Below are 23,997 nucleotides of genomic sequence, written 5' to 3'. Positions count from 1 at the left end.
TTTGATTTCTGGTGCTCGATTTCTTCACATCTTACAGCAGCGGCGCAAATAATCGCAGAATACACTGCCCAACTCTCAGTGCTGTTGACCGATGGCTTCGATACTGCTCCGTCACTTCATGACATTCTTCAAAAAGATGGTCGAAGTCCGCCTTCACGCCCGCAACTGCATCCTTATGATAAAAAGCTGCCGCATTTTCAAAATGATGATATAAACTTCTGTAATCCAGATTGATGGTGCCAACCACCGCTGCTTTATCATCCGATACACACTGCTTGGCATGGCAAAATCCCGGCGTATACTCAAAAATCCGCACACCCTTTTTTACCAATCTGTTGTAATAAGAACGTGTTGCCTTATAGACAAACTTCTTGTCCGGAATGCCCGGTGTGATAATCCGCACATCCACGCCTCTTCTGGCTGCCAATGTAAAAGCCTTGTTCATTTCATCACTGATCAGCAGATACGGTGTAATGAAATACGCATATTCCTGTGCACTGTTCAAAATATTCATATACACATTTTCCCCGGTATGCTCATCATCCAGCGGGTTGTCTGCATAAGGCTGTACATAGCCTGTCTGCTTCGCTGTATATGTAATCTCCGGAAAATACGGTGCATAGTCCGTGTCCGTCTTCTTAATGGCATTCCACATTTCAAGAAACATCACCGTCAGACTCTGAACGGCATCCCCTTCCATACGTACACCGCTATCTTTCCAAAGGCCATATGGATGGGTAATATTAAAATATTCATCTGCCAGATTGTAGCCGCCTGTAAAACCAACCTGTCCATCAATGACCGTAATCTTTCTGTGATCCCTGTTATTCATAAATATATTGACAAAAGGTACGATTTTATTGAAAATCCTGCACTGTATGCCGTGGCTTTCCATCTGCTTCACAAAATCCGTATTGATAAAGCCCATACTGCCAACATCATCATAAATCAGACGAACTTCCACACCTTCCTTCGCCTTCTCAAAGAGAATACTTTTCATGCCCGCAAAGGACTGTGCATCCTCGATGGCATGATACTCCATAAAGATAAATTTCTTCGCCTGCTTCAGTGCTTCCTTCTGAGCTTCAAAGCCATCAACTGCTTCCGGATAAAATTCCAAATCCGTATTGCCATACACCGGATACCCCGCCGAATGGCTGATGTAACGGGCCATGTTCCCTGTCTGCCGGTCCTCAGCCGACAATTTCTGCAAAACATCTTCTTTTTCCGGCAATAAAAGCGTCAGTTCTGACTTCAGTCCCTGAAAATGTTTGCGGATACCGATATTCACTCCGGAATGTCCGCATAACAGGTAAATACCGACACCAGCCACCGGAAATGCCATAATCAGAATCATCCATGGCATCTTCATGGCAGAATTCATATCCCGGCCGTATATTTTAATAACCACAATTAATGCAATGGCACCGGATACCAGAGAAATTCCGGTGGAATACTTATTGAGTCTGACAAATAATTCAATAATCCAGACAACCTGTATCAAAACCAACAGCGCCGTAATAAAAATACGGCCAATACTGTTTTTTACAGCACCCTTTTGTTCTTCTCTCAATTTATCTCTTCTTTCTTATAAAAACTCCACACTGCCGTCCTCAATGTGATACATAGCGCCAACAACTCTCAGACCTTCCTGCTCCTCAATCTGCTGGATATCCAGACTGTGTTCAATCAATTCCACACTGCGCTTCACATTCAGGCAGCAAGCCTTATAATCATCAGTTTCATCGCCAATGGCCAGCTTAATCTCATCCGTAATAAACTTGATATAGCCCTCCGGGTCACTGTTGATGGCCGCATCCACCGCACCGCAATGAGTATGTCCCAGCACAACAACCACCGGGCTTCCCAGATGTCCGGCTGCATATTCAATACTTCCAAGCTGATGATCATCAATGACATTGCCCGCCACACGGATTACAAAGATTTCACCCAGACCCGCCGAAAAAATCGTCTCCGGAATCACTCTGGAATCTGAACAAGTCACAATAATCGCATGAGGATGCTGCCCGTGTTCATAAGTAAACTTACGCAGTGCCGCAGAAACATTGCCGCTGTTATTATTTGTAAGTAAATAACGGGTATTCCCTGACTTTAACTTCTCAATTGCCTCATCGGCTGTCATAATCATATGATGGATCATCGCTAAAACCTCCTGTCTGTCGCCTGCTCTGCCCGGCAGATTTAGTTCTCGCAATGGGCACGGCATGCTGACAATAGCTGTATGCCGCGTCCCATGACGGATATTTTCTCCTGCCGGGCGATTCAGGCTTTCCATGAATGCACCGAATAAAGCTTTTCATCTGCACTTTTCTCTCTGACCAATACCAATAATGAGAAAAAGCAATTCTAAGTTTTATTCTTCATAAATTAATTATAAACCAAACATTAGTATCCAACTTTTATAGTATATCTTAGCATTATTAGAGATTCAGCTCAACCCAAAAGTGCCTGCAAAAACGACATTTTTACCATATTGTTGCCAGAATGTCCTGACATTAAAACCCCTGCCTTTATTTCCGACTCTCCATCCCTCCTGCGCCTGCCGTGCAGATTATAGTTATTTCTACACATAAAAATGGCGGAGACTCTTTTCCCTTCTCTATTCCGCTCTGCCTGTGACTTACCTCTGAAAACGTTTCGCGATGAGCGTGTTTTCAGAGGTAAGTCACAGGCAGAGTGGATTCAGGGTACTTGAAGTCTCCGCCTATATGGTTTTATGGAAGTAAATAACTATACTCTGCACAAACAGCTTCGATGACTTTCAGCAGGCCGAATGGCACGCTGCTTTCCTGTCCTTTTGTCCAGGTTGTTTCTTTTCCGAAGAAACGAATCTTCGCTGTAACTGCTTCTTTGTCGATAACGGCAAATCCATCGTTCTTGCTGTCAGCCATATCGGCTTCTTTGGCAAATAAAGTGAATTTGTCAAGGTATGGTGCACTTGCGTATGGACAGAAGCTCTTGCAGTTGCCGCATTCGTTGCACATGTAGTCTACGTGGATGACCTGTGCTTTGGCCATACCAGGTACCTTGATTGAGATGTTGGCTCTGTTCGGGCATACATCTACACAGTTTTCGCATACGGTTGAACAGCCAAGACAGCGTTCAGATTCCGGTTTATCACCCGGTTCAGCCAGAATACCCTTCTTCGCATAGATGGAAGCCGGATCTGCTGCGATGTCGCAGCTGCCTGAGATTTCACGGCCGCAGATAGCTTCTGCTGCTGTGATGGCCTGAGCCATTGCTTTGACAACGATGGATGGGCCATACAGACCATCACCGATGACATATACATTTTCTACACTGGATTCCAGAGTCGGGCTGACTTTCACGCGGCCTCTGTCATCTACCTGAAGACCATTCGCTTCATAGAAATCTGTCGGCACTTTTTCACCAACAGCTGCGATCACGCGGTCTGCAGGTACAGCCACTGTTTCATCCGTCTCAACAATGCCTGCACGACCGGATGCATCCAGTTCACCAAGCTTCATGACACGGCAGATCAACTGACCATTTTCCAGTTTCTCAGGTGCCAGCAGTTCTCTGAACTCTACACCATCTTCTACAGCCAGCACTAATTCATGTTCATCAGCAGGCATGTAGCGTTTTGTTCTTCTATAAACAAGATACACATGCTCAACACCATCACAGCGTTTTGCTGCACGAGCTGTATCCATGGCTGTATTGCCGCCGCCGATGACAACCACATTCTTGCCGATGGCCATCTTGCCATTTGTGCGATTGTAATCTTCAAGGAATGCCAGTGCATTCTGTGCTTCACCGCCCTCAAGCTTGAGTTCACCGCGTTTGTAAGCACCAACAGCAAGAATTACGCTGTCATATTCTTTCTTCAAAACATCTACAGCAGGTGCTTCTGTGTTATATAAAACTTTCACGCCTAATTTTTCAAGTAAAGCAGCATCCTTTGCAATGACACTGTCATCAATTCGGAAGTTAGGAATGATAGCGCTGACAACACCACCCAGGCGTTCACGTTTTTCATAAATTGTTACCTTTGCGCCAAGTCTTGCCAGATAGTAAGCTGCTGCCATACCTGCAGGACCACCGCCCACGACAGCAACACTGCCGCTGTAATCACCAGTTACAGATACGCTGTCTATAATAGCATCCATAGCCTGCTCAGCACATTCCAGTTTTGTATTTCTGATCTGTACGGATTTCTCATAGAAATTACGTGTACAATAACCCTGACAAGGATGTGAACAGATGGTACCAGTCATAAATGGCAGTGCATTTCTGTTCAGAATCACTTTCAGTGCTTCTTCATATTTGCCCTCACCGGCTAATGCAACATAAGTCGGGATTTCCTGATGGATCGGGCATCCATCCTGACAAGGTGCTGTATAGCAATCAAGCAGCGGAACTGTCTCATTAGACTTTCTTGATGCAGGCAATTTGGCCGGTTTCACATGATGCGCATCTGTAATGGCATCTTCTGCCAATTTATTCAGTGCCGCCACATCGATACCCTTGAATTCGCCGACGCCCATTGCCTCAAGAGAATCTGCCATCTGCTGTAATCTCTGGTAGCCGCCCGGCTTCAGAATCGTTGTGGCAACTGTTACAGGCCAGATACCACATCCGACGATTCTGTCAATATTGAAAGCATCTGCACCGCCTGAATAGGAGATACGCAGTTTGCCATCAAATTCACGTGACAGTTTTGCTGCCAGTGAAATGGACAGAGGATACAGGGATTTACCTGACATGTACATTTCTTCGCTTGGAAGTTCACCTGCCTTAACATCTACAGGGAATGTATTTGTAATCTTCACACCAAATTCCAGACCCATTTCGCCGGATAATTTGATCAGGCGCTGCAGCATCGGAACGGCATCCACATACTGAAGATCATCTTCAAAATGGAAACGGCCGAATGCAATATAATCATAACCCATCTTGTCCAGTGTTTCTCTGGCAAATTCATAGCCAAGAAGTGTTGGGTTACATTTGATAAATGTATTGAGTTTCTTTTCTGTCAAAAGATAGGTTGCAATACGTTCGATTTCCTGCGGAGGACAGCCATGCAGTGTGGAAAGTGTAACGGAATTACAGATATCCGGTCTGATAGCTTCAATATCTTCTGCTGTCACATGTTTGAACTCGCTTACATGATCCAGCAGATACTGCTTACAGACTTTGAAGGTTTCTGTATCAGCTGCATTCTTCATACTTTCAATGAATGTGTTGACTTTCTCAGACTTGATACCCTCCAGATCATAACCGACACTGATATTAAACTGGAAACCATCCATACTGCCAAGGCCGTATTCCTTTGCCATAAAGGAAAGCAGGAACCATGCCTTAATGTATTCATCCTGTGCCTGAGGAACATAAAGCTCGGTAGACCACTCACAGTTGTAAGCTTCGTCATCCGCTTTGATACATGGCTTGTTGACACATGCTGCCAGTTCATCACCATCCATGATCTGAACGGTTTTCAGTTCGAAGAAACGGCTGCCGGCATAATAAGAAGCCGCAATATTCTGAGCTAACTGGCTGTTAGGGCCGGCTGCAGGACCAATCGGAGTCTCAAGGTCTCTGCCAAAAATTGTCAGCGCTTCTTCAGGCGCTTTATAAGCACGATGAAGCCCAAAAAGCGTACCATGATTCTCTAATTCTTCAGTTACCCAATTCATTAACTGGTCAAAAGACATACCTGTCATTCTATCACTCATGAGAAATCCTCCTGTATTCTCTTTCAATCTCTATTTTTTTAATTCTATCTTCCTTTTAAGTCTCTATTTCTTTTAAATCCGCGGCATCTGCCGGAACAGATGCCGCTCCTGTCCCCAATCTGATTAACCGTTGATGCTGTGCCACAGCTTTGCAGATTCCTCTCTGCATTTTGCCATTGCTTCTTCAACGTCAATCACTTTAATCTCACGGTCTTTCATCAATACACGGCCATTGGCAACCGTTGTCACAACGTCTCTGCCTGTCATGCCAAACAGAATATGGCCGTTGATATTGGATGCATCCAGCTGTGTTGGCGGGTTGTAATCCACAACGATGACATCACCGGCTGCGCCCTCTTTCAGAACACCAAGTGGTGTCTTAAAGTAGCGATTGGCAATGGCTGCATTGTTCTCAAACAACATCTTCGGAACTTCTCCCCATGCCGCATTGGCGTCGCAAAGATGATGTTTGTGCAGTACATTGGCCACCTTATAAGATTCGAGCATATCATGTGTATAACCGTCTGTACCAAGACCTGTCAGGATACCTCTGTGAACCAGCTCCATGGTTGGCGGGCATCCGCAGGCATTGCCCATGTTGGATTCCGGATTATGTACCACCATTGTGTTGGTATCTTTGATCAAATCCATTTCATGAGGGTTAATGTAAATACAATGACCCAGCAGCGTCTTCTCACCGAGAATGTTGAAATCCATCAGTCTGTCCACGATACGTTTGCCATATTTCTTCAGACAGTCATGCAGATCTTCAATGCCTTCTGCCACATGGATATGATAGCCGACTTCATCCGGTTTGTTCGCAGCTGCCAGTTCCATGGTTGCATCGGAAATTGTAAACTGTGCATGCATACCCATCATACCGGCGATCATATCTGAGTCATCTTTCAGTGCATAACGGATAAATTCCGCATTCTCCATGACAGATTCTCTGGCTTTATCCATGCCATCACGATCAGAAATCTCATAACAGAGGCAGGCACGCACACCTAATTCCTTAGCCACATCAGCGATTGTAAATAAGCTGCCGCCAATCTGTCCAAAACTTGCATGGTGGTCAAAAACCGTCGTCACACCATTGCGAATACAGGAAATCAATGTTTCAACCGCACTGTATTTCGTCTGTTCCAGTGTCAGATGGCGGTCGATCGTCCACCACTGACCATCCAGAATATCCAGAAATCCCTTCGGATTATACCCCTTAATACTTAATCCTCTGGCCATCGCACTGTAAATGTGCTCATGCGTATTGATAAATGCCGGCATGATCACGCCGCCCTTTGCATCAATGAATTCTGCATCCCCATACTGTTTCTTTATAGCCTCTGTTTCCCCCACAGCAGCGATCTTTGTCCCCTCAATCGCAACAGCACCATTTTCAACAAAGGGCATCTCATCATTTCTTGTAAATAACTTACCATTACCAATAACCAGCATCATTCCTGCCTCCTTCTTTAAAACTTAAATTAAATGTTGTAACTGTTCAGAGCCAACCTCCAAAATGCTACGCATTTCGTCGGTGTGGCGTATCCGCCAAATAAAATTTCAAAAACAGTTTTAAAAATGCAAGCATTTTATACCTGTTTTTGAAATTTTGCCTGGCTCTGAACAGTTACAAAATGTTTATTTACCTTATATCAATCTTACTCGGCTTTTTCTTCCACAGGTTCAACTGCACTGCCCTTCGGCTTTGGAAGAAGCAGATTCAGCACAACAGCTGTAATCATCGCCAATACAACCGGTGATTTACCAAAAATAGTTGTTACCCAAGCTGGGAATGTTGCTAATGCTGCATTCGCCTGTGTCACACCCATACCAAGGGCAATTGCCAGACCGACAATTGTTGTATTGCGGAAATCCAATGGCTGAGTTGTGATCAGCTTGATACCTGTCATTGTGATGGATGCGAATACAGAAATTGTTGCACCGCCCAATACACAATAAGGAATCGTTGTCAAAACTGCTGAGAATACAGGCACCAGACCTGCAACAAGCAGAATCACTGCCGCAATACGGAATACCTTTCTTGCTACAACCTTCGTAGATGCTACAATACCTACATTTTGACTGTAGGTTGCTGTCGGCAGACCGCCAAAAATCGCACCCACAACATTGCTGATACCATAAGCCACAATACCGCCCTTTAACTCTTCATCCGTCGGCATTCTGTCCAGACCGCCTGTTGTGGTAGCTGAGAAGTCACCGATTGCCTGAATCGCATTAATCGCAAACAGCATACCGATGGCAACACATGAAGACGGCTCAAACTTAATGCCAAAATGCAGCGGCTGAGGAATACTAATCAGTGATGCACCGGTTACAGATGAGAAATCCACCATTCCGAAGAAAATGGAGATAACGTAACCAATGATAATACCTATTAATATAGAAGCAAGCTTGAAAATACCTTTGCCGTAATGGTTCAGGTATGTAACGATACATAATACAATAATTGCTACCAGCCAGTTCTGCCATGCACCGTAATGCTCATTGGATGTACCACCGGCCATATAGTTGATGGCTGTCGGATACAATGAAAGACCAATGGCAAATACAACCGTACCTGTGATCAGCGGTGGGAAGAACTTCCTGATCTGTTTAATAAACAGACCAACCAATAAAGCAACAATACCGCCGACTATCTGTGCCCCCAGTATGGTCGCCACATCATACTGAGTCGCTATAGCCTGCATCGTCGGAACATACGCAAAACTGATACCCATAATCATTGGTAAACCCGAACCGATTGCATACGCTCTGCCATGGAACAGCGGATAAAGCTGAAGCAATGTGGTCAATGCAGAAACAAACAACGCTGCCTGGATCAGAATAACTGAATCAGAATCGGAAAGACCTGCCGCATTGGCTACAATGATCGCCGGTGTAACACATCCTACTATCATAGCAGCTACATGCTGCAATGACAATGGAAATGCCTGTAAAAATGATGGCTTACCCTCCATGTTAAATAAGTCATCAGCTGAAAGCCTTCTGCCTTTCTTACGTCCAAGATCTTCTTTACTATTCATCTTGTAACACCTACCTCCCTAAAAGTTTATACTTTTATGTATTTTCCTTTTTATCGTGTGCATATGATAAGGATATCATGCATAACCCGCGAACAGCTGCCAGACTATGTCGGGTTGTTTTGACATTTGATTAACAAACAGGGAGACTTCCACTCATTTGCTACACAATAACAAAAATATTTCCCTCCCTCATGGATGCGCATTTATTCAAGTTCACCAAAAGAAATATTCTCTGATTGTCATTTTAACATTATATTAGACAAAACACAAGCACTTTCTAAAAAAATTTTTTGATTCCTAAAAATTTTTTTGATTTTTCTCTTGCATTTTTCAGATAATCTGTTATGATGATTACAGGGAGACAAAATGAGACTTATCAAGCATAGTTTTATGGAGGTTCAGCAATGGCTAACAAAGCAGATAATCAAATCAAATGGGTATTAAACAAGATGCCGAAGAGTGATGACAAACAGGTCGCTAACATGTCTCTGGAGGAGATGTCGAAAGCAAACAATTTCCACAAGAGCTTTCCTCAGTATTCAGTTACACCTCTTACAGGACTTCCGCATCTGGCCGAGTATCTCGGACTTAAGAAACTTTATGTAAAGGATGAATCCTATCGATTCGGTCTGAATGCTTTCAAGGTTCTCGGCGGTTCTTATGCAATCGCACGATACATGGCACAGCAGCTCGGCAAGGATGTCAGCGAAGTTCCTTATGATGTATTAACTTCTGAGAAACTCAAGGAAGACTTCGGTCAGGCAACATTCTTCACAGCAACAGATGGTAATCACGGCCGCGGCGTTGCATGGGCAGCGAATAAGCTTGGACAGAAATGCGTAGTCAGAATGCCGAAGGGCACAACACAGACTCGTTTAAATAATATTGCAAAGGAAAATGCAACAGTTACTATTGAGAATCTTAACTATGACGAATGTGTTCGTATGGCTGCGAAGGAAGCGGCTGAGACAGAACACGGCATCATGGTTCAGGATACAGCCTGGGAAGGTTATGAAGAAATTCCTACATGGATCATGCAGGGTTACGGTACACTCGCACTTGAAGCTGATCATCAGTTAGAAGAAGACAACTGCCGTCCAACACATATCTTCATTCAGGCAGGCGTTGGCTCACTGGCCGGTGCAGTTGTTGGTTACTTCGCTAACCGCTTCAAAGAAAACCCACCGATCATGACAGTTGTAGAAGCCAAAGCTGCAGACTGCCTCTTCCGCTCTGCTTCCAAGGGTGACGGCAGCCGCGTAGATGTTACAGGCGATATGCTCACAATCATGGCTGGTCTTGCCTGCGGCGAACCAAACACAGTATCATGGGATATCCTTCGCAATCATGCAGATGCATTCGTATCTTGTCCTGATTGGGTAAGTGCCAACGGTACACGTATTTACAGCTCACCAATGAAAGGTGACGAAAGAGTTATCTCCGGTGAATCCGGTTCCGTTACAATGGGTCTGGTTGCAGCGATCATGACAAAACCTGAATTAAAGGAACTCAAGGAAGCACTGAAACTGGATGAGAATTCTCAGGTACTTCTTGTTTCTTCTGAAGGCGATACAGATCCTGACCGTTATCGTGAAATCGTATGGGAAGGCTTATGCGGCACAGACAAAGAACCATTTGCTGATCTTCAGGAAAACTAAGCATTCGTTTTAACTGCCTTTGACAGTTATTACATATAAATAGAGAAACAATTTTGTAGCGTTACAATATATGAACATTATGGAGGGTAAAAAAATGTTAGACTTTAACAAAATCAAAGAAGTAGCACAGGGCTATCAGGCTGATATGACAGCTTTCTTACGTGCCATCGTTAAGAATCCTGGCGAAAGCTGTGATGAAAAGGCTCATGTAGAGACAATTGCTGCTGAGATGAAGAAACTGGACTTCGATGAAGTTGTCATCGATCCACAGGGTAACGTTATCGGTTACATGGGTACAGGCGACAAGATTATCGCTTTCGACGGCCATATCGATACAGTAGGTATCGGCAATATCAACAACTGGACATTCGATCCATATGATGGTTATGAGAACGAAACAGAAATCGGCGGCCGTGGTGTATCTGACCAGTGCGGCGGTGTTGTATCTGCTGTTTACGGCGCTAAGATCATGAAAGATTACAACCTGATTCCGGAAGGTTACAAGATCATGGTTGTTGGTTCTGTTCAGGAAGAAGACTGTGATGGCCTTTGCTGGCAGTACATCATCAACGAAGACAAAGTTCGTCCTGAATTCGTAGTATCTACAGAGCCTACAGACGGCGGTATCTACAGAGGTCAGCGCGGACGTATGGAAATCCGTATCGACGTTAAGGGTGTTTCCTGCCATGGTTCTGCTCCAGAACGTGGTGACAACGCAATCTACAAGATGGCTGATATCCTTCAGGATGTTCGTGCACTGAATGAAAATGATGATGCAGACGAAACAGAGATCAAAGGTCTTGTTAAGATGCTGAATCCTAAATACAACCCTGACTGGGAAGAAGCTCGCTTCCTTGGCCGAGGTACAGTTACAACATCTCAGATCTTCTACACATCCCCAAGCCGTTGTGCAGTTGCTGACTCCTGTGCAGTATCTCTTGACCGTCGTATGACATTCGGCGAGACATGGGAAAGCTGTCTGGAAGAAATCCGCAACCTGCCTAGCGTAAAGAAATACGGTGATGACGTTGTTGTTTCCATGTACAACTATGACCGTCCATCCTACACAGGCTGTGTATACGAAATCGAATGCTACTTCCCAACATGGGCGATTCCAAAGGATCACAAGGTTACAAAAGCACTTGAAGCTGCTTACCATGGTCTGTACGGCGATAAGAGAATCGGTGCTGCTGACACACTTGAAATGCGTCAGGCTCGCCCACTGACAGATAAGTGGACATTCTCCACAAACGGCGTTTCTATCATGGGTAGAAACGGTATCCCATGTATCGGTTTCGGACCAGGTGCAGAAGCTCAGGCTCACGCTCCTAACGAAATGACATGGAAACAGGATCTGGTTACATGTGCTGCTGTTTACGCTGCTCTGCCAATGTCCTATTGCGAATAATTTCAAAAAAGACTATACTATAAAAGTTAACGTATTATAAACCAATAAAACTTCCGTGCATCGGACAATTTTTAACCGGTGCACGGCACTTAATCAAACGGAGGATTATTATAATGGATGCTAAATTACAGGCTTATATCGACAAATTAAACGCACTTAACTTCAAAGAAATGTACAACGGTGACTTCTTCCTGACATGGGAGAAATCAGACGACGAACTTGAAGCTGTTTTCACAGTTGCTGATGCGCTTCGTTACATGAGAGAGAACAACATCTCCACAAAGGTATTCGAAAGTGGTCTTGGTATTTCTTTATTCCGTGATAACTCTACACGTACACGTTTCTCCTTTGCTTCCGCATGTAACCTTCTTGGTCTTGAAGTTCAGGATCTGGATGAAGGCAAATCTCAGGTTGCTCACGGCGAAACAGTTCGTGAAACAGCAAACATGATCTCCTTCATGGCTGACGTTATCGGTATCCGTGATGATATGTACATCGGCAAAGGCAACAAATACATGCATGAAGTTGTTGACGCTGTAACACAGGGCAACAAAGACGGTATCCTTGAGCAGAAACCTACTCTGGTTAACCTTCAGTGCGATATCGACCATCCTACACAGGCTATGGCTGATATGCTTCACATCATCCATGAATTCGGCGGTGTTGAAAACCTTAAAGGCAAAAAGATCGCTATGTCCTGGGCTTACTCTCCATCTTATGGCAAACCACTCTCCGTTCCTCAGGGTATCATCGGTCTGATGACTCGTTTCGGTATGGACGTTGTACTTGCTCATCCGGAAGGCTATGAAGTATTCCCAGAAGTTGAAGCTGTTGCAGCTGAAAACGCTAAGAAATCCGGCGGTTCCTTCACAAAGACAAACAACATGGCAGAAGCATTCAAAGATGCTGATATCGTATATCCAAAGAGCTGGGCTCCTTTCGCTGCTATGGAAAAACGTACAGAACTCTACGGCAACGGCGATACAGAAGGTATCAAAGCTCTTGAAAAAGAACTCCTTGCTCAGAACGCAGAACACAAAGACTGGGCTTGTACAGAAGAACTTATGGCTACAACAAAGAACGGCAAAGCTCTTTACCTGCACTGCCTGCCAGCTGACATCACAGGCGTAAGCTGTGAAGAAGGTGAAGTTGATGCTTCCGTATTCGATCGTTACAGAGATCCTCTTTACAAAGAAGCAAGCTACAAACCATATATCATCGCAGCTATGATCTTCCTTGCTAAATTCGAAAATCCACAGGAAATCCTGAAGAAACTCGAAGAAAGATCTATGCCTAGAATCTTCAAATAAGATTAAATTTAACTTAACAACTTAACATATAAGGCGGGGATTCACCTCCGCCTTATATAAATCGCAAAAACCGTTATTTTGTTTATTTTGGGGGAAATATTTAGAATGAATAAGAAGAAAAGAATCGTTATCGCACTTGGCGGCAATGCACTGGGGAATACACTGCCGGAGCAGATGGCAGCTGTAAAAGTAACTTCCAAAGCTATTGTAGATTTAATCGAAGAAGGCTGTGAAGTTGTTGTTACACACGGCAATGGCCCACAGGTTGGTATGATCAACAATGCGATGATCGCACTGACACATGAAGATGCACAGCAGCCAAACACACCGTTATCTGTCTGTGTTGCCATGAGCCAGGCTTACATCGGATACGACCTTCAGAACGCACTGCGTGAAGAGCTGTTCAACCGCGGTATCACAGATATCCCTGTTGCAACAATGATCACACAGGTTCGTGTCAATGAAGATGATCCTGCTTTCAACAATCCATCCAAACCGATCGGCAAGTTCTTCAACGAAGAACAGGCGAAGATGATGGAAGAAAAATACGGCTACATCATGAAAGAAGATGCCGGCAGAGGCTATCGCCGTGTTGTTGCTTCTCCAAAACCTGCAGAAATCATTGAAATCGGTACTATCCGTACAATGGTTGAATCCGGAGACCTGGTTATCGCCTGCGGCGGCGGCGGTATTCCTGTTACCCGTCAGGGCAACCACTTAAAGGGCGCCAGCGCAGTTATCGACAAAGACTTCGCAAGCTGTCTTCTGGCTCAGGAACTGGACGCAGATTTCCTCATCATTCTCACAGCTGTTGAAAAGGTTGCCATCAACTTCGGCAAACCAAACGAACAGTGGCTTGAAGATCTGACAGTTGAAGAAGCAAAGAAATACATGGAAGAAGGTCATTTCGCACCTGGCTCCATGCTTCCAAAAGTACAGGCAGCCGTTGACTTCGCTTCCTCCAAGGAAGGCCGCACAGCTCTGATCACACTTCTGGAGAAATCCAAAGACGGTATCCAGGGCAAAACAGGAACAAGATTCCATCTGTAAAACAAAATACTTCATTAACAAAGCATATTTTGCTTAGTAAATTCCTACCTTATTAAAGAACAGGCGTATGAACCTTCTCACATTATTCATACGCCTGTTTTATTTGATTTATTATTTATTATTTTTTTGTGCAGTTTCTTATCTTAGATTTCTTACACGCTTATCTTATTACCAGTACCACTTATTCCTCTGAGAAAGCAGTTCCTTCGAAATATCTGCCTCACGGTCACTCTCTGCATCATAACCACTGTTGTTTCTGCGCCCTAACACCAGCCACATAAAGAGAACATACAACGTCAGAAGTCCCAGAATCAGCCAGGCAAAGAAGTTATGCTTCGCTGCCTCAAGAGCCGGAACAAACAACACGGCCAATAAACACACCACATCCACAATCGTTATCACCATTCGTAAAGTTTTGAAAGACTTCATCCGCATCGCCTCCTTATAAGAGCTGCCATTGTTTTCGTTTCTATACAATTAGTATACCAGAGGATGTTTCTACACTCAATAGAAATATTTATGACTCACTTACTTTTATGAACCATTTATGACTCACTTACTTTTAGCGTCAAATTAGAAATCTTCCAGGACGACTGCCTCTCCTCCATCGTGACAACGCCCGTCACTGATGCAATCTGCTTACTGTCAGCTGCTGTCACCAACTTTGCTTCGAAATCATACATATCTTCGTTGCTTGATTTCTTCGTCAATTGAATGTCCTCTGCCAGAATATCTGACTGATACTGCTCCGCCAGTTTGATACTCACTGCAATGGTGCGATCCGTCATCATCTTGTTCAGACAATCTTCAGTCATATCATCCCCGAATCTCCCCTGAAAATATGTTTCCAGTCCATCTACAGAAACAATCCCTGTCTCATCCCCGGTTTCCTCTGCTGCCTGTTTAATTTCTTCCGATGCCGTCTCAAAATCAGCAGCCTCCTGAACTGTACAGCTCAGCACATGTTCCAGAGCACTTTGTGCACTTTGCTCTGAACCTGATCCTGCGCCCGCCTGCTGCTTACCGCATCCTGCTATCGTCATAACACATACCAGCGTCAATGCTGCTGCCATAATCATCCGTAAATTCCCTGATTTTCTCATACCCATTGCCCCTTTCTTCTCATAATATATTCGAAAGTGTTTGTATGAATATGATACCAGAAGGGCGCATCATAAGTGCATCTTCACTCCGTTTTTGTCAACGCATAGCTATTGTCCATCGGACAATGCGCGCCCTCTCGGAGCATTTTTGTTGCATAGGACGCAATTTCCTATGCAACAAAAAACATTATTGCAATACACCGCTTTTTATTTCAAATACCTCATCACATAATATTTCAATATCCTCCCTATTATGGCTTGTAATGAGAATACATCTCCCCAGCTGTCGATATTTCAACAAAAGCTGCCTAATTTCCTCAACGCCTTCCTCATCTAATGCATTCATCGGCTCATCCAAAACTAAAATATCTGGATTTTCCATAATCGCTTGAGCAATTCCCAGTCTCTGCTTCATCCCCATGGAATATTTCCCTACCCATTTCTTACTGTCTGGATTCAACCCAACCTGACGTATTGCATCCTTTACCTGTGCATCATTAATTTTATTTCTAATACGAGCCAGATAACGTAAGTTTTCGAACCCACTTTGATACCAGATAAATCCAGGCGTTTCAATTAAAGCTCCTAATCCTTCTGGAAAATCCATATCCTTTCCAAGTTCTTTACCATCTATCATAATTTTTCCACTGTCCGCTATCACGTACCCACAAATAATCTTAAATAAGACCGATTTCCCAGAACCATTTCTGCCAACAAAACCGTAAATTTTATTGTCAGTTAATGTTAAACAAATATCTTTTAATACTTTTTCCTCTTTAAAAGACTTATTCACTCCTATCAGTTCTATTTTTTCCATGGCTCAAACTCCTTTTCAACAACTTCTTATCCACAAAAATCGCAGCATTTAATACTATAATAAAAACAACTGACAACACAATAGCTTTTTCTATATCATACCCTTTATTTGGATATGTCTGATTACATACATTATACATCCCCCAGACAAATGGACAGTATTTTGGACTAAACCATTTTTGTGCCGAAGCATAAATACTCAAAATTTCTAACATCAAAATGCAAGTAAAAGAAGCCAGCATATTATTAACGACAATTCTTATTAAAATCATTATTGTTAACATAAAAAGTGAATGTATCAAAATCATTAAAATCTCTAAATACAAATTAGCCGTCCAATATTTCTGTATTCTCAATTTCAAAACCACAAACATTAAAATATAATACCAGCTATGTAATAAGTACACTTCCTTTATCTGCTGTTTCCACCATACACCTATATTCCCATATCGAAACACTGTCATTTGAACAAGTGCGAATTGATTATTTAGCCACCAACCACATATTGTCCAAACCGGCGTCACTATCAACAGCCACTCAATCACCTTCTGAGGAACAATACCATCACTCACAGGTCCTCCAAGATAACGCCAGACATTTCTATGATAATCTAAAGCAATACTTGAAATCAAAATTAAAATTATACTCATACATATTGTGATTAGTATGCCGAAAATCCATCGATATTTCTTAGTCATTTTCTTCACCTACTGAATACCTGAAATCCGCATGTTTTAATATTATCGGACCAATAAACAAAATGCAGACATAACACAATAAAAAGAGAGCATATGAAAACACTAAATCAAGTTTTGCCTCAAAATGCCAAAGATAGCTACTGTTTTTCAGCAATGACCACCTTGTAATCTTATATGAAACATTTAGATTCATTAAAATTATGCCGCTTACATGAACAGCTGCTGCCGCGATGGTTCCTATTGCCTTGTTTATTCCAGCATTGAGTACATATAATAGCATTCCAAGCACCAGACTGTACAAAAGCATCAACAAAAATGTATGAAAAACCGATTCCCACGGAAGAACCCCTTCAATCAAAGTTTTATCCGGTGCAACAAGATGCCATGTTATGATTGCTTTGTCCGACGGCCACAAAACTAATTGCTTCATTGCCACACTCCATTGATTTTGAATATAACCATGAGGAATCGTATAAATACAGCTTGCCGTCAATGATAGTGCAAAATAGATAATTCCCTGCACTAAAACATACAAACACAGCCCATCATACCAATTTCCTCTCGAAGTGCGGTATATTGTCAAAAGTGACCTTGAATCTACAAAAGGAGCATCTGCCACAACAAGAATAAATCCAACTAACATAATTGTAATATCAGCAAGACTTCTAAAATTCATCAGCCATGGTTCAAATATTTGGATTGGATGATTCGACGCATACTCTCCATACAAATACGCCGCCTTTAATGCCGCCATTACTCCAATCAAATATCCAATCAAAACTCTTTTCGACATCAAAGCAGCTCGTAGCTGCCCTGATAAAACAAGTATTATTTGACGGAAATTTATATTCATTGCCGCCCCCTCCGCTTCATTAACACCATATTGATTAAACATAATATTACAATATACCCCATATCTACTAAATATGGTATAAATACCGGAATATCACGACCAAAATCACTTCTGACAAGGTATACCGGATTCCATATTCCAACTGGAAATACTAACCACATTAATTCATAGGCTAAAAAGGGTAAAACATAGGCCACATATCGATTTTTAAAAATATTTGAAAATAATAAAGCTAATTCGGCCCACATTGCACCAAATAAAAACAATAATATTGCTTTTAACAACAACACAAAACGACCACCCCAAATATACATGTACGGTGCCCACATCAATTGTTTAAATATATGTCCATTATCACCAGGAATGACTTTTCGCCCAATCAAACAAATAACTGCAAAAATCATAACCCCAGGAATCATAACAGATAATCCACCTGACAATCCACTAAAAAGCACTTTATATTTTGCATACTTTCCTATATTAATTCTTGTCCGAATATACTTCAAATATCCACTATTACGTTCTTCTAAATAACTAAACGCATATGGTAGCCCCGGAAATATCCCTGCAAATATAATAAATGAAGAAATTGCAAAGGGAATTGTATACATAGTCAAAATATCATATGTAGTGCCCGGAGTCTTCCCATCCACTGTTATAATTCCATATTCAAATAGACTTACAAACAAGATAATAAAATTGGTAACAATAACAAACAGCATTCGGATATTTAATATTGATCTTTTTAACATTATTCTTTTCATCGTTTATTATATCCTTCTTTATCCCATATAAATAACAGCACCATTTCTTGCATCCAGAGCCAGTAATGTAATACCTTTTTCACCCAATTTACATTGAAAATACCATACTGGGAAAAAGTGCATTGCTCCATCTTCTATTTGTGTCATATATCCCATCCGTATGGATTGTATTGTATAATCAAAGCCTTTTTCTTCCATTATATATGTGTGAATATTTCCGTTCTTTACCCCATCATCAATAATCTGCATGATTTCATCAATAGATAATACGCTTGCCTCTTTAACATCCTTTGTCGTATATTGTTCTGCTACTGACAAAACATTAATCCCCGGTTCTGCTATTTGTATCGTATCACAAACAGGCTCTCCGCCTGCATCCAGCCAGGAACACCCATCTAAAGTTCTTAACATTTTTACACTGCAATACTGTTTTTCATTTGAAACTGTTAAATCTGTATTTGCAACTTCCGCTTCTATACCCAATTTCGAATACAAGTCTAAACTATTTTCTTCCATTTTCTTTACAAAATTTTGCTCTGATTCTGTCCATTCAGTCTCCTTTACTAATTCAAACTCCTCATTAACAAAATAATCATCTAACTTATAATTACAATACGTCAATGAATTATCTAATTTTGAAATTTCAAAATATATATCATAATCCAAATCATTATAAGCAGATCCACCAATATAACGTGTATAGTCGCTTTGACTGTTCTGCTCTAAAATCATATCTGTCCCTGGACACAGCACATTTTCCAACATGGAAATATCCCATTCTTTACTTTGTATAACGCCTTCTTTCAACGATATATCCGGAATATCCACAACAGCATTTATATCAAGCACACCATCTTCTCCTTCATTTTGAAAATGCTTTTCTATTTTTCGGCCATTATCTTGCATAATTTCATCTGAGCTGTAAGAACCCATCATTGTTTGCTCTGTTTCAACTTCTGGTGCCGCACAGCCTGTCAGCACTAAACCTACTAATCCCAAAATTCCTATGATTTTTCTGTTCATAATATTTATCCTCATCATTAAAAAAACAACCAGGTCGAAAAACGACCTGGTTGCCGACCTCTAATTATTTGATTTGAATAGAAACTAGTTAGAATTCCACGCACCCTGTGTATAGCCATAACCACTACGGAAAAGATTATCCAAACGTGCACATAAGGTATATGTTGTTCCTGCTTTTCCCTGTCCGCTTAACCATCCAGCATAATCCAAATAAGAAAATGTCGTTTTTGTCCACTGTGCTTCGCCCTTTGCCTGATATATTTCATTAGCATGAGAATATAACCCCGGTACATGCATCATGCCTAAAGTTCCATCTGTACTCCGCGGAAATGAAATAGCTGTTACATAATAAAACCATTTTGCATTTGTTGTCGCTTTTGTGTTTCTTGAACTGGTAGATGTTAATTCCGTTCCAGTACTCAACGTCTGATATTTGACTTTTGTTGAACCAAAACTCGAATTTCCTGCATAGACGGTAGACGCCAATAAACAACATAATAAACACGTAACAATTCCCATCTTAAATAATTTTCTCATTTTCCTTCCTCCTTCATAAAGCAATTTTCTTTCCATCAATATACTTCAAAGCAACATTTTTAGCAATACTATATGAATCAAACGACATTTTTCAGCTATTTTTGGTCAATTTTAAAAGAACTACTGTCTTCTTGAAATCTAATGGATTATATAAAACCCATTCTGTCTTCCAATAAAACAGCAGTGCTTTAATCCGCTTCTATTAGATTATTATTTTGCACTCTCTAAGTAAAACAAATACGCATCTTTAAATTCTTTGTATTTTCGTCTTGTCAAATAAGCCACTCTGTCACCAGCCAGAGAAATAAGATGGTTATCAAATTTCTGTACATATTTCAGATTCACAATAAAACTCCGATGTGGCTGACAAAAGCATTTATCTGTTAGTTGTTCCGCCCAATATTTAATTGGATGAACACATTCAAATTCACGTTTTAATGTATACAAGATTACCTTCCGATTGACAGCCTCCACCATCACAATATTTTCTGCCGTAAGACTATACGTCCCATCTTTTGTCTCCACGGCTATTTTACGATTAGATACCGTATAAATCTTCAGTGCTGCTTCCAAATTCCGATACAGTCTAGCCTTGTCAAGTGGCTTTGACAAATATCTGAAAACCCTGAATGACATGGCTTCATCCAGATATTCCGGAAAAGAAGTTACAATAAAAATGAGAATTTTATCATTCTTCTTTTTCAGATACTCACCGGCATGAATACCACTGATGCCATCCATTTCCACATCCAGAAAAGCCATATCAAATATTCCTCCGGCTTTCATCATTGCTTCTCCACTGGAAAAACAAACATATTCCGGCTGCTTCAATTTCTTCTCTTTAAAATAACCTTGAAGATACTTCAGCATTTCTTTACAAAAGTTCTGATCATCATCACATACAGCAATTCTCATTTCTATTCTCCACCCCATCACTTGTTATTCGTCAGCAAAACCATCATATGAAAACATTTCGCTTCTTTATCATAATGATAACTTACTTCTCCCTGATAATGTTCGGCCGCACGCTGAATACTCTTTATTCCTACCCCATGCAACTTGCCATCATTCTTCCGTGAAATAAGTCCGCCATCTCCATCAAACCTCGGTGGATACAGTACCGAATTTTCTACAGATATAAATGTCTGCTTTGACTTATAATTATAATTCACCGTCACATCTATATAAGCTTCTGACACACCTGCTGCAGCTTCCACAGCATTTTTCAGAAGATTGCCAAACAGAGCTGTTAAATCATCCATGGTTATATAATCTACACTATCCTTTCGGATGTCAACCCCAAACTGAATGCTCTTCTTCTTACAAATCTCCTGATATTGTCCCAGAATCACATTCAGCACCGGCTGACTACAATAAGTCACCGAAGATTTCATCTCCGGCATCTCCATTAATTGCTGCACATATTCATGAATCTTCGATTCTCCACCATCTTCACTCAAACCTGCAATCGTCTGCAGATGATTCTTGATATCATGAATTAAAATCTTCTGATTCTCTGTCTGCTCCGCCAATCTGCGATAATACTCCGCTTCTGCCTGCTGCTCTTTCAGATCAGCCTGCATCATCAAATAGTTCCTCATAAATTTCTGATCAGAATCATAGGCCCAAAATACAACAAAATTCATAACAAGAAGAAGCGCCATACTCGCCAATAGCATTCCACCCATTATGAAATCTATATGGCCATTCATACAAATCACTACAATTACAAGAGTAAGCCAAACTGATATCAATGGAGTGACACTCAATAAAACTGTAAAGCCGCTTTTGGCTTCCAATCTCTCTTTCTTCGGTGCAAAAACTACAATAATAATTCGTATAACAAAAAAATAAAATATACGGCTGCCAATAGATACAATAGCATAAGAAATTGAATTCTGCGTAAAAACAAGAAATCCATCTAATAATCGCATACATACCAACTCTATAATTACTTCCGTGACTACCATTGCTACAGTTAAAATCAATGCATGAAAAACAGAAGATGACATCCTTCTGGAAAATAAATAAAAACATAAAAAGCAATTAATAATCAAAAAGTCAACGGCATTAAACCAGAATATCTGAAGCCAAAACAAGCAAAACATCATTACATATGCGCTTACCATAAACATACACTCTGTCTGTTTTGAACATTTCGAACTGTAAAAACTACGAAAATATTGCCATGCAGCAACCATCTCAATGATATAATTTACCCCTATATTTATAATATCAATCATCTTATGTTTCCTTTCACCCCTGCTATTCTCAAATTATATTCATTCAAAGTATATAAGTCAACTGCGAAGGCGCTATTTAAAATCATGTGTTACAGAAATCTTCTTTTATATTCTCTTTAACGACTAATATTCTACTTTCTAACACAGTTTTTATCTTTTTCTTAACCATCTGTCATGTTCTCTAGACATCTTGTCACCACTCACTGTAATATAGTAAATAAGATATTACAATATAATAAATCTTAATTCATTTAGCAAAGGAGATCTAATTTTATGAAAAAAGATAGCAATTATTCACTTGCCAATGTAACCTCTAATTTTCTTAAAATAGTCATTCATACAGAAGCGCATTCCAACTCTACACTGCTCTGTCATGAACCTTCAGCTCCTGAAAGTTTAACTCAATTTAAGAAAAATCTTTCTCATAATAAAAAATGATTACCACTATTTCAAATCACTTAATTGACTGGCTGATTCGCGAAGATACTCTTCAACCAGCCGATCGTGAGCTTTATGTCTATGCTGCATATTGTTTTCTATTTGCATGGACACCGCTATTTCTTTTATTTATCATTAGTGCATGTATCGGAAGGCTGCCGGAAGCTCTGCTTCTCATTCTTCCCTTTATGACTATCCGAAAATTCAGCGGTGGCTTCCATGCTAAAACAGCACGGACATGCCTTATCATTTCCTGTACACTGCTGTCTGGCTTTATGTATCTGGCAATTCATATTTCAACTTGTCTGGCACTGTATATTGTACTGGCACTGGCATCAATTAGTCTAATGATCAACAGTCCCATCATGTCACCTCAGCGTCCGGCAACACTTGATGAGCAGAAACATTTTCGGCATGTTGTCATTGCTGCAATGATATTGTATAACAGTATCATTCTGCTTCTTAGCTGTACAGGATTCAGTCATTGGGCGGTATGCCTTGCACTGGGACTTATTTTATCTGCTGCGCTGCAGATACCATGTATCATTAGCAAAATGAAAACATCCTGATTAGGTACAAATATCTCAGATTTGCTGCTTCTTCAGGACAAAACACAGGGAGGATATGATTCCAAATGAGTCATATCCTCCCTCTTTAATTATAGTGCTTTTATCTTTCGTAAACAGGATTCCTCTTGCCCCATACTTCAAGTAAACTGTTTACTACTTTTTTATACATTTTATTTCACTCTCATTCTGTATTTTATCTTATGTCCTCAAGTAATTCTTCTTCATCCATCAGATACTCGCACAGTATCCCTTTACAAGTTAAACTCCTTGAACAGTTGCTCCTGATAATCTCTGTCTGCAGCTGCTTTGGCAATATCTTCATTCCTGTTCTGCTTTAACAACAACAAAATCAGCTGACTCATTCGCTCCTGACCTTCCTGTCTGCCTTCTTCTCTGCCTTCTTGTCTGCCTTCTTCTCGCTCATCTCGCATCATCTCTTCTAACAGCATATACTTTCCCTCCCAGTCACGGTTTTGTTTTATGCGTTTTATCTGTTCCTGCAACAATCTCACATAATCATCATTCGTTTCTGCTTCATCCGTATCCTGGCCAACATATTTCAGAAAATTCACCAATTCCACCGGTACTTCCGATGGATTCGTTCCTTGTGTACTCAAGATAATTGTCTGATTACCATCCGTGAACTACCCATTGTCTAAAGCCAATGGGCTTCCTGCTTCACAGACCTCGTGACCTACTATCTCCACAGGCGTAAATTCGGGCAGTCCCTGCCCTATATAGTTATTCTTCTTATGCTATTTGT

At 41.2% G+C, this 23,997-nt stretch carries 22 protein-coding genes; 6 read left to right on the top strand and 16 right to left on the bottom strand.

Annotation, left to right across the window (positions count from 1 at the left end; translation table 11 throughout):
• Positions 1-31 precede the first annotated feature (31 nt).
• From cls to HED67_RS02185, 5 genes are all read right to left on the bottom strand, one after another.
• Entirely contained in the window at positions 32-1,573 is a 1,542-nt protein-coding gene (gene cls / locus HED67_RS02205) for a cardiolipin synthase (RefSeq protein ID WP_221717387.1), read from the bottom strand.
• 15 nt (positions 1,574-1,588) lie between these two features.
• A complete protein-coding gene (locus HED67_RS02200) occupies positions 1,589-2,296 on the bottom strand; it encodes a carbonic anhydrase (protein WP_246612081.1) in 708 nt (235 codons plus the stop codon).
• Between the two features lie 439 nt (positions 2,297-2,735).
• A complete protein-coding gene (ygfK, locus tag HED67_RS02195; protein ID WP_221717386.1) occupies positions 2,736-5,717 on the bottom strand; it encodes a putative selenate reductase subunit YgfK in 2,982 nt (993 codons plus the stop codon).
• Between the two features lie 123 nt (positions 5,718-5,840).
• Complete coding sequence (gene ssnA, locus HED67_RS02190) at positions 5,841-7,172, bottom strand: putative aminohydrolase SsnA (RefSeq protein ID WP_221717582.1); 1,332 nt, start codon at positions 7,170-7,172, stop codon at positions 5,841-5,843.
• A 206-nt stretch (positions 7,173-7,378) separates the two neighbouring features.
• Complete coding sequence (locus HED67_RS02185) at positions 7,379-8,764, bottom strand: uracil-xanthine permease family protein (protein WP_221717385.1); 1,386 nt, start codon at positions 8,762-8,764, stop codon at positions 7,379-7,381.
• 404 nt (positions 8,765-9,168) lie between these two features.
• Here HED67_RS02185 and dpaL point away from each other — a divergent pair, with 404 nt between their 5' ends.
• The 4 genes from dpaL to arcC all read left to right on the top strand — a co-directional run bounded on the left by dpaL (position 9,169) and on the right by arcC (position 14,190).
• Positions 9,169-10,422, top strand: coding sequence for a diaminopropionate ammonia-lyase (gene dpaL, locus HED67_RS02180; protein ID WP_015513116.1), 1,254 nt, complete (start codon positions 9,169-9,171; stop codon positions 10,420-10,422).
• A 94-nt stretch (positions 10,423-10,516) separates the two neighbouring features.
• The gene (locus HED67_RS02175; protein ID WP_178440298.1) at positions 10,517-11,830 is read left to right on the top strand and encodes a YgeY family selenium metabolism-linked hydrolase; all 1,314 of its coding nucleotides are present in this window, start codon (positions 10,517-10,519) and stop codon (positions 11,828-11,830) included.
• 113 nt (positions 11,831-11,943) lie between these two features.
• Entirely contained in the window at positions 11,944-13,140 is a 1,197-nt protein-coding gene (gene ygeW, locus HED67_RS02170) for a knotted carbamoyltransferase YgeW (RefSeq protein ID WP_015513114.1), read from the top strand.
• 105 nt (positions 13,141-13,245) lie between these two features.
• Complete coding sequence (gene arcC / locus HED67_RS02165) at positions 13,246-14,190, top strand: carbamate kinase (RefSeq protein ID WP_015513113.1); 945 nt, start codon at positions 13,246-13,248, stop codon at positions 14,188-14,190.
• 168 nt (positions 14,191-14,358) lie between these two features.
• Here the strand turns inward: arcC and HED67_RS02160 are convergent, their stop codons facing one another.
• The 10 genes from HED67_RS02160 to HED67_RS02115 all read right to left on the bottom strand — a co-directional run bounded on the left by HED67_RS02160 (position 14,359) and on the right by HED67_RS02115 (position 21,648).
• Positions 14,359-14,619, bottom strand: coding sequence for a hypothetical protein (locus HED67_RS02160; RefSeq protein ID WP_178440294.1), 261 nt, complete (start codon positions 14,617-14,619; stop codon positions 14,359-14,361).
• Between the two features lie 116 nt (positions 14,620-14,735).
• A complete protein-coding gene (locus HED67_RS02155) occupies positions 14,736-15,293 on the bottom strand; it encodes a hypothetical protein (protein WP_178440292.1) in 558 nt (185 codons plus the stop codon).
• A gap of 187 nt (positions 15,294-15,480) precedes the next feature.
• Entirely contained in the window at positions 15,481-16,110 is a 630-nt protein-coding gene (locus HED67_RS02150; RefSeq protein ID WP_117528481.1) for an ATP-binding cassette domain-containing protein, read from the bottom strand.
• Positions 16,079-16,807 (bottom strand): hypothetical protein, encoded by a 729-nt coding sequence (locus HED67_RS02145; RefSeq protein WP_015513109.1) that lies wholly within the window; start codon positions 16,805-16,807, stop codon positions 16,079-16,081. Before HED67_RS02145 ends, HED67_RS02150 begins: the two co-directional genes overlap by 32 nt.
• Positions 16,800-17,660: a hypothetical protein gene (locus HED67_RS02140; RefSeq protein ID WP_015513108.1), complete on the bottom strand. Its 861-nt coding sequence runs from the start codon at positions 17,658-17,660 to the stop codon at positions 16,800-16,802. The genes HED67_RS02145 and HED67_RS02140 overlap by 8 nt, the downstream gene beginning before the upstream one ends.
• Positions 17,657-18,424 (bottom strand): hypothetical protein, encoded by a 768-nt coding sequence (locus tag HED67_RS02135; RefSeq protein ID WP_117539666.1) that lies wholly within the window; start codon positions 18,422-18,424, stop codon positions 17,657-17,659. Before HED67_RS02135 ends, HED67_RS02140 begins: the two co-directional genes overlap by 4 nt.
• Before the next feature lie 18 nt (positions 18,425-18,442).
• The gene (locus HED67_RS02130; RefSeq protein WP_015513101.1) at positions 18,443-19,447 is read right to left on the bottom strand and encodes a hypothetical protein; all 1,005 of its coding nucleotides are present in this window, start codon (positions 19,445-19,447) and stop codon (positions 18,443-18,445) included.
• Positions 19,448-19,531: 84 nt separating this feature from the next.
• On the bottom strand, positions 19,532-19,984 hold the full coding sequence (locus tag HED67_RS02125; protein ID WP_221717384.1) for a hypothetical protein: 453 nt from the start codon (positions 19,982-19,984) through the stop codon (positions 19,532-19,534).
• Positions 19,985-20,194: 210 nt separating this feature from the next.
• Positions 20,195-20,899, bottom strand: coding sequence for a LytR/AlgR family response regulator transcription factor (locus tag HED67_RS02120; RefSeq protein ID WP_117528485.1), 705 nt, complete (start codon positions 20,897-20,899; stop codon positions 20,195-20,197).
• A gap of 17 nt (positions 20,900-20,916) precedes the next feature.
• Entirely contained in the window at positions 20,917-21,648 is a 732-nt protein-coding gene (locus tag HED67_RS02115) for a sensor histidine kinase (RefSeq protein ID WP_246612091.1), read from the bottom strand.
• Between the two features lie 852 nt (positions 21,649-22,500).
• Here HED67_RS02115 and HED67_RS02110 point away from each other — a divergent pair.
• Both HED67_RS02110 and HED67_RS02105 read left to right on the top strand, forming a co-directional pair.
• Positions 22,501-22,665 (top strand): cyclic lactone autoinducer peptide, encoded by a 165-nt coding sequence (locus HED67_RS02110; protein WP_221717382.1) that lies wholly within the window; start codon positions 22,501-22,503, stop codon positions 22,663-22,665.
• Positions 22,662-23,234, top strand: coding sequence for an accessory gene regulator ArgB-like protein (locus HED67_RS02105; protein ID WP_117539672.1), 573 nt, complete (start codon positions 22,662-22,664; stop codon positions 23,232-23,234). Before HED67_RS02110 ends, HED67_RS02105 begins: the two co-directional genes overlap by 4 nt.
• A gap of 251 nt (positions 23,235-23,485) precedes the next feature.
• Here HED67_RS02105 and HED67_RS02100 read toward each other — a convergent pair whose 3' ends face one another.
• On the bottom strand, positions 23,486-23,851 hold the full coding sequence (locus tag HED67_RS02100) for a hypothetical protein (RefSeq protein WP_246612080.1): 366 nt from the start codon (positions 23,849-23,851) through the stop codon (positions 23,486-23,488).
• Between the last annotated feature and the right edge of the window lie 146 nt (positions 23,852-23,997).

The sequence above is a fragment of the Pseudocoprococcus catus genome, from assembly GCF_019734885.1.
Lineage (GTDB): Bacteria > Bacillota > Clostridia > Lachnospirales > Lachnospiraceae > Coprococcus_A > Coprococcus_A catus.
This window is presented reverse-complemented; position numbering and strand designations above follow the sequence as displayed.